4 protein-coding genes are annotated in these 6332 nt (G+C 61.7%); all 4 read right to left on the bottom strand.

Annotated features, from left to right (window positions below; genetic code table 11):
- Positions 1-596: 596 nt before the first annotated feature.
- Positions 597-860, bottom strand: a complete 264-nt coding sequence (locus tag NKJ18_RS32760; protein WP_352761582.1) for a hypothetical protein — start codon at positions 858-860, stop codon at positions 597-599.
- 70 nt (positions 861-930) lie between these two features.
- On the bottom strand, positions 931-1257 hold the full coding sequence (locus NKJ18_RS32765) for a hypothetical protein (RefSeq protein WP_352761584.1): 327 nt from the start codon (positions 1255-1257) through the stop codon (positions 931-933).
- Positions 1254-6032 carry a hypothetical protein gene (locus tag NKJ18_RS32770; RefSeq protein ID WP_352761587.1) on the bottom strand — a complete coding sequence of 1593 codons (4779 nt, stop codon included), beginning with the start codon at positions 6030-6032 and terminating at the stop codon, positions 1254-1256. The genes NKJ18_RS32765 and NKJ18_RS32770 overlap by 4 nt, the downstream gene beginning before the upstream one ends.
- A gap of 30 nt (positions 6033-6062) precedes the next feature.
- Positions 6063-6188 (bottom strand): hypothetical protein, encoded by a 126-nt coding sequence (locus NKJ18_RS32775; protein WP_352761590.1) that lies wholly within the window; start codon positions 6186-6188, stop codon positions 6063-6065.
- Between the last annotated feature and the right edge of the window lie 144 nt (positions 6189-6332).

A 6332-nucleotide genomic window follows, 5' to 3' on the forward strand; every position in this document is an offset into this window, starting at 1 on the left:
AAACTGGATGGAGGCCAACCGATACATCAACATGGACGACCTGCGCGAGCACAAGAAGCTCGCTCTGCGCCAAGCCGCATGACCAGCATCATGGCTGCCCCATTTTGCAGAACTTGACGCACACAACCGAGCCATTGCGTCGCGCCGGTGGCCAGGAGGTTCGTGGACACGCCAAGCTGCGTGGGTAGTAAGATACTCGATGCCATCACTACGCGGGATTGACGGGTTGAGTGTTCCCGGACTGAAGTTTTTGGACAGGGTGGGTTGCCGAGCAACTCCCCATTGCGGCGAGACGATCCGATCGCCGCCAGCGACTTGGCAGATCAATTGATGAAAGCGGCCGAGAAGCGGCATCGTAGCGCCGGCTTCAACCGCGTGTGGTTATGTACCATGAAGTAGCAGAAAATGTGTTACGCGTTGCGATACCTATTGTGATACAAATTGCCCACGTTACGAAGAAAACATAGTAAATACAATCGTGTAGAGCCGAAGCCGATCCCAGCCAACGGCACCATCGGCTTTCTCACTAAAGCATTGGGTTTATTGCTCAATTTTCACCCGCTGTGGTCAGCCTTGGGGCTACTTCCTATTCTGTATTACCTACTGTGTACAAATAGTGTTTTGGAGACACAGGAAGGCGACGCGAAGAGCATGATCCCGACCGCTTCCTGCAACTCAGGGGCGATCAGTTCCATTACTGCCGCCGGGTGCCCAGACAGGTCAGGGACCTCGACGAGCGTGGCGTGTTCGTGCGCCGCGCCCTCGACACCACAGACCGCATAAAGGCGCGTACCGCCCGAGATCTCCACAAGGCTGCTGACAATGCTTTGTGGGCTTCGTTGATGCTGGGTGAAATCCACAGGCGGCGCGTATCCGATACCGCCAGGCCAACTGATCCAGGCGGATCAAAGTTCACCGTGCATTCGCGCTCTAGTTTGCTTTTTCGCCGCCAGGCGCCGCGGGTCCGACTGGCGACGGCTGCTGCGCTGTGTCGGACCCGAATTCGCTATTGATCAGAGGCGGGGCAACATCGCTGGCGGAAGCTGCAGGCTGCCGAGGTGAGGCTTGCCATGCTGCGTCCAGGCCATAGGAAACGAGCACCAGGGCAAACGTTGCCACGCCGGTTGCAAGCCCCCAGGGACCGAGCAGGGCCAGCAGGAACGACAGGAGATTTGGAAAGGACGTCGGCGGCAGGCCGCGTTCCTCCGGCGCGCTTTCGTGAACAGGGTCGAGTTGGTCGAAATCCTGCGCGCTCATTTGAGGACCGCCTCTCTTTGGGTACTGAGGACAGCTCTGTCGACCGCGCTCGCCATCGAGAACGCCGGCTCATAGCCATGGGCAGGAAGCTCGTTGGCGGCGGCACGCTGGGGAAGCTTGCCCGTGGCAGTTCGGCTAAGAAACATAGCGGCGGCGGCGTGGCCGAGCAGCATGAACCCGGCGGCCAGCGCCAGGCTGGGTGTCGCCGCCACCGCATCGGCGAAGGGGGACGTCAGCGCCTCCGACTGGATCAGCAAAGCGAAGCCCGGAGCGAAATAAGCGACCGCTGCTAGGATGGAGCCAAGGACGACTAATTGGAGGCGGGCGCCGTATTGCGGCGGAATCACCAAGCCAATCGCAAGCGACAGGATAGGCACGGTCATTGCCGGCGGCCTAGATATGATCCGGGATACAATACGAACAAACGCATCGACTGATCCGCCCCCATTGTCCAGGCTAAGAATAATTGCCATCGCAACCACCATGCCGAGGACGATCACACTCGCGGTCCACGGCACAGTTCCCATCAATGACGGGGAACCCTGGTGTAAGCGACGCAATCCCTTGGCCAATGGCACGGCAGCATAGGCGAGCATCAGATTGATCGCCTCGCCGGGCGTCAACCCGACGGCGAGGCTGATGCCGGTGTCGGCCAGATTCTCGCCGAAGCCGGCGGGACCAACCGCTATGAACAGGTGAAGACCGAGTGCGGCGAGCACCGGCCATCGCGACAATTGCATGGCGCCGATCACGACGAAGACGGCCGCCCGCGCCAGATCCGGATCGATCACCAACATCACTCCGCTCGTCCTGGATCTGGCGGTTAGAGTCGGCGAAAGCACCAACGCCAGACAGAAGACGAGCGCAAAGACGAGGAAGGCGTTGGAGGGCCGGTCGCCGAAACCACCGCCAAAGCGCAGCAGGCGTCGCCCAAGTGCGGGTTCGCGCGCAAGGCGCAGCAGCAGAAACACCAGCGGAACCATCCACACGCCGCCAGGCGTCTGCAACGGCAGGACGGTCACCGCCAGCAGGAAGGGCAGCAGCCCGATGAAGATCGGCCGGTCGGCGGCAGGTCCCTTGCGCAGGCCCACGCCAAGCGCCACCGGCAAGGCGAGGTAGGAGAGCCATGCCCATGTCGAACCGCCGAGCCAGAAGAGCGCCTGCAGCGCCCAGGTGAGCGCGCCTTCCACGGAATCGATCGTGGCGAAACCCTGTGCGCCAAGCTTGCTCAGCGCCCCGATGTTCAACAGCTCCACGGTAGAGAGCCAATTGTGCAGCGACGCCGGCAGGACGGCGATCGCCCACAACGCAAACGCCACCCACCACGGCGCTTCGGTCCAGCGGCGATGCTTTTTCGCAATGGGCTCGGCACCCACGTTTGCCGCCGGATAGATCCGCATCGTCAGTCGGCAAAGGACATAGCAGGCGAGGAAGAGCGAGGCCGTTGCCGCAATCTGTGCAAGTGGTTCTGGGCTGGATTTCGAAACCAGCCCCGGCATCGCGGGAATGGCCTGCAGCGCGACAGTCCCCACTTCGGATCCAAGGTACAAAACCAGGAAACCCACGAGTGCGTTTACAAGAAAGCCGATGATCGAACCACTGAGAGCGGCCCTAAGACAAAGGCCGATCCAAGCCGACCCGAACCTGCCGACCGGTGCGGATCTGAACAGCCTAAGGAAGAGGGCTGACAAGCGAAGCCCCGGACGGCGGGTTCTGAAAAGCCAGAACCAGCCGATCGCGGCGGCGGTCGCTATCAGGCCCAGGATCGGCAGCGCCACTGTATCGGCAAACGTACGGTAATACTGAAATGAGACAGCCACAGCCGAAGCGGCAGCTACGAAGATAAATAGAAGCCTCTTCAGATTTTTCGGATACGCCACCGAAAATGACGCAGTTCCGATCAATGGTGAAAAGACCGCGATAAGGAATAATACACTTATGTACTCGCCATACTCTCTCTGGAACCCAAACAATCCCCTCAATTCATTCAGGAAGAGGAAAAATACTGAAATTTGCCATACTGCCAAGAGAATATATGTCGCAAATCGTGACTTCTCCCGAATTCCCTTCGGGAAGGAAAAGAACACGCCAGAAATGATAAGCGACACTATCAACAAGAGGAATTCATCTCTGAAACTGTTGCTGGATACCGGCAAGAAGGAAAACGACAGACACACAGCCGCCGAAAATCCGATCGAATAATGCACTGCCCGATTTTTCACCGGCGAGCCAACCGACATCGGCGATATGAAGATAAGCTTCGGCAGCAGCGCCGCAACCCCAATGACTGAGACATAGAGTATTGAGTACGCGATTATTTCATAGAAAGATCCGTCAAATACAATCGTGGTAACAATTATGTTTTGGAGGAAATAGCACAAGATATTGGCAAGGATCATTGACACATACAAAAGGCGCCTTAACTTATTTTTCGGATAACTTTCGACACCCACAATATCCTGGAATGTCCCGACGATTCCGAGTGCCAAGACCGGCAGGCAGGCGGCCAGCATGTAAAACAATGGTGTCCGATCACCACTTCTCGACAGCGCCAGGCTCGCCTCGGCCCACGAGTAGACCGTTCTCAGTGCCCAAGGCGCAAACGCCGCCGCGACAAGCGCGGCAACGCCGAAGCCCAGCAGCGAGAGTCGCATCGCCTGCGTGAGGCGATCTGGCGCCGGAAGGCGGACGGCGAGATCCGCGCCGGCCACTTCGCCGTGCTCGAGAAAGTTGAGAAACAGGCGTTCCTCGACCAGCGAACGGGAGGCGGTATCCGCGCCTTGTCGCAACTCACGCATTTGCGACAGCAAGCGCTCCAGAGGGGTCGATGAACGGTAGACCTGGGTGCCGAATGGGTTTGGCGATCTGCTGAGACATAGATTGGCGAACTGGGTGAGACCGGCACGCAGATCCTTCCAGAGATCCTGCTTGCCATGGCGTTCAGTCTCGCGCTGGAAGCATTGGGCAAGATCGGAGCGGAACCAGTCCGGCATGCGCCCTGCCCTGAACCAGGGCAGCCGGGCAAGGCGGGCAAGGCGGGCAGCGCTTGGCGCATGTCCCGTTATGTGCTTCCACAGGGTCGATGTGAAATTGGGGTCGAGCCGAGGAAACAGCGCGAGTGCCGCCAACCCGGCTCCCGCCCGCAAGGCGAAGTCGTACGGTTGATAGGGGTCTTCCGGCGGGTCGCCTTCCTCCGCCTCGCCGATACGAGCGCAGGCATAGGCCATGACGCGCCGTGCCAACCGTCCGCGCAACGCGTTGTCGACGGGCGGGATGTCGCTGGCGAACTCGGCACGATCGAGTTCCAGCAGCAACGGATCGTAGCCGGGCGTCGCTTGCGCCATGACGCCGCGGTCGACCGCCTGCGGCCGCCGGCTGGCGACAATGGCTTCGACGGCGCTCTCCAGCCCTTCGTTTGCATTCTCGGTCGAACCCAGGCTGATCACGGCAAAGCCCGCCTCCTGCAGTGCTCGCTCGGCCGGCCCCCAGCGATCCGGCGGCGACGGCGTCATCAGGATCGGCGGCCCGCGAAAGGCCGGAAGGGCGCGTGGTAACTGTCGCAATTGCCGGTCGGCCTGCCGGTGATCGACCCACGGCAATTCTTCCGGCTCGCCGAAGAAGGGTTTTCCGAGCCTCAGCTTGTTGCGCTCATAGGGCTCGAAGAAACCGCGCCCCGTGCCGACGATGACCACCCTGGCCCCCGGATGACGTCGGGCGAGGGCGGCGAGCGAAACCACCGGTTGGCCACCGAAGCGCCGCCCGACGGCTTCGAGCACGTCGGGGAATAGCCGGAATTCGTAGCGCAGCAGATCCGCACCGCCGTCACGCAGCCGCTTTGCCAGCGCGTCGGCCAGTGCCGAGAGGTGATCGTCGCTGCCGATGCGTTCAACCAGCATGAGACAGTCGGGAGCCCGCGACTCCAGGCCCGTTTCCAGTGTCGGATAGCCGACGGCCTCGATCGACGCTTCGACGCTGCGGCGCACATCGATGCGGTGGCCGGCGACGCGGACCGGCCGGCGCAGCAGGCGGCCGGCCCGCCGCACCACCGCGGTGGGGAACAGGATCCCGTTGATTTCCGGCGTCATCGTCGCAGCGATCGAGCCGTCCTTCCTGTCGCGCGCAAGCTGCTCGTCGCGCCTGTTCCTGGCGTAGCTCCACCAGAGCGCGGCAAAGCAAGCCACCACAAGGATGGCAAACAGACGATGCAGGATGTCCCGCATGAAAAGTTCGGCCAGCCATGGCCAGAAGGTCGCCGACGCTTCCGGCGACGTATCCACTGGCCGGACAGACGGAGGCGTCGGCGTGATTTCCCCGCCAGCGTTTGGCCACATGACAATGAGGAAGACCACGCCGAGCACCAGGACGGCGATCAGCCCGACGACAAGCCAGGCGCGAAGTCGCAGCTGGTTGAGTCGCGCCTGCCACGGTGCGGGCGAGACCTTGTTGCCCCCTTTAGGCCGCTCCGAACCCGATTCCTGCTGGCCCCAGAAAGTGGCCATGGCGGCACGTCCCGCCAACTGCGCTTCGCCATTGATGGTGAGAAGCGGCATCATCACATCGGCGGCTTCGGCCGCGGTCAGGAAACGCGCGCGGCGACCGGCCAGCGCCGCCAGCGCGACGCCGAGCCTTGTCATCCGGTCGACACCGAGCACCATGCCTGGAATGCTGGCCAGTTCCGACAGCAGCTTCTCGATGCTGCCGAGGCCGCCGAGCTTCTCCCAATACCCCTGAAGCGGATGGGATTCCGACGTCGTCATTTCGTGCGGACCAGTCATTGTGTCGAGCCAGTCATCGTGCCGGCAATGTCATCGCGCCGGGGATATCGAAGGAAATGCGCCAAGTGCCTTGCCGAGATCGTCGGCCGTCTTCACCAGCACGCCAAGCAGGGCCTTGATCAGGTCGAGTGACGGCATCTTGATGCCGCCATCCATGGCCGTTCGAAACTCGGCTGCCGTGATCGGCGAGACATGGACGGCGCGCGCCCCGGGCAGAAAAAAGGGCGGGGGCCGCGCGCCCGCCGCCGCCCGGCGGGGGATGGGCGCCTAGTGGGCACACGCACGAGGCGCCTAGGGGGA

This window comes from Mesorhizobium sp. M0217, assembly GCF_040321955.1.
Taxonomy (GTDB): domain Bacteria; phylum Pseudomonadota; class Alphaproteobacteria; order Rhizobiales; family Rhizobiaceae; genus Mesorhizobium.